General features: G+C 58.2%; 1 protein-coding gene and 1 pseudogene. Both read left to right on the top strand.

All coding sequences use genetic code 11. The annotated features are described in order from the left end of the window. Window positions 1-247: pseudogene (locus JMF90_RS36845) on the top strand (LysR family transcriptional regulator); the annotation flags it as partial. A 632-nt stretch (window positions 248-879) separates the two neighbouring features. After that, window positions 880-1,305: a hypothetical protein gene (locus tag JMF90_RS36840; protein WP_011547958.1), complete on the top strand. Its 426-nt coding sequence runs from the start codon at window positions 880-882 to the stop codon at window positions 1,303-1,305. The last annotated feature ends 160 nt before the right edge of the window (window positions 1,306-1,465 follow it).

The raw sequence follows: 1,465 nt of genomic DNA, 5'->3' as shown, positions 1-1,465 counted from the left end.
GCCGGAAAGCTGCGTCGCGAAGGAGCTCGCCGACGGCACGCTCGTGTGCGCGGGCACCGGCGACTGGATCACCGAACTCGAAATCCGCCTGTATCGATCGGCGCGCAAGCGCGGGCTCGCGGCCGAGCAGCTGTGGGCCTACATCATGAACCGGCCGCGCGCGGCGATCGACGGTGCGATCGGTACTGAAGAAGCGGCCGCGCCGGCGATGCGCAGCGCACGGCGAAGCGCGGGCGGCAGCCGCTGATGGCGTATTCGCGCCGTGGATATCCATGGCGCGAATACGCGTTCTCCCGATAGCAATCGATAATCCCGTCGGACTCCGTAAAATCCCTCAACAGCTCTTAATCGATTTTCAGAACACGCAAACGTTTGCGATTCATGTCGTATTTTTTACTGTTTTCCGTATTAAGTAAGAATAATCGGCCCGCTTTTCCAGACAGAAATACCTTGTTACACAAGTTTCGATTTACCTGTAACTGACGGAATCATCAAAAACGTCGCACCCTCATTTCATGATGTGCGATCTGTATCCGGATCTTCATCGATTCGCCTTGAATACAGGCGCAATAGTTTCTTTTATCAGTCGTTATCTTTCGGCACGAACGTCGATACCTCCGACGTAATCCAAAGCGTGCTCGATCATCGCTACCGAGTAGCAATTTTCATGTTCGGCAATATCGCCTTTATTCAGCATTAAGCGATCCTCATAAATGCTTCTTTATCCTATTTAAATAGGATCTTTTCTCTTGTCCCATTCGGGCCACACGCGGTTGTTGGTTCAAAAACCATCGTGTATCAATAGCGTGTCGCAAAAAGAACGTTGGCAAATTCGACTCGGGGTCGATGCGCGTCATCGATTCCGGACGGGAGATTGCAATGTCACCCTCGCTTCGACAGCAGGCTCGCCCTTTCCTGAGCGTCGTGCTTTCCACGCTCTGCATGAACGCCATGGCCCAGACACCGGCGGCTCCGCCGCCGGCGTCCGGTCCGGGGGCAAACCGGTACGTGATTTCGTATATCTGCGGCGACGCACGGATCGACGGTACCGCGCCGCTTCCCCCTGACGGACGCCCGTACAACCTGGGCGTGTCTTTCTTGTCCGGGAGCACCGGGCAGCCCCTGTCCAACGTGCAGGTGCGCCTGCGCCGGCATGGGCGCGTGCTCGTCGAATTCAACGCCCCGGGATCGCGCTGCCTGTTCAGCGTGCCGGATGCGAGCTATCGGGTCGAGGGAACCTATCAGGGAGCCACCCAGTTCGCGATCGTCGAGACGGGCACGCTCACCACGCAGTTGCGATGGTGAACGTCGCGTCGCGCCGCCCCGCTCCGATCGCGTCATTCGGAGAACGCATCGAATCAAGGAGTCTTGAATGCGCCGTGCAGAACGACCGGACGGCTCGCCCGCCCGTCAGCCGAAACCCTCGTGGGGTCCGGGAAAGAATGCGGCGCTCAGCGTCGCTGCA

The sequence above is a fragment of the Burkholderia sp. E168m23 genome (assembly GCF_016586125.1).
Taxonomy (GTDB): Bacteria; Pseudomonadota; Gammaproteobacteria; order Burkholderiales; family Burkholderiaceae; genus Burkholderia; species Burkholderia orbicola.
This window is presented reverse-complemented; position numbering and strand designations above follow the sequence as displayed.

What these genes read in the sequence shown, in the direction of transcription:
- JMF90_RS36840 (WP_011547958.1), top strand. Translation starts at nt 880, where the DNA reads ATGTCACCCTCGCTTCGACAGCAGGCTCGCCCTTTCCTGAGCGTCGTG.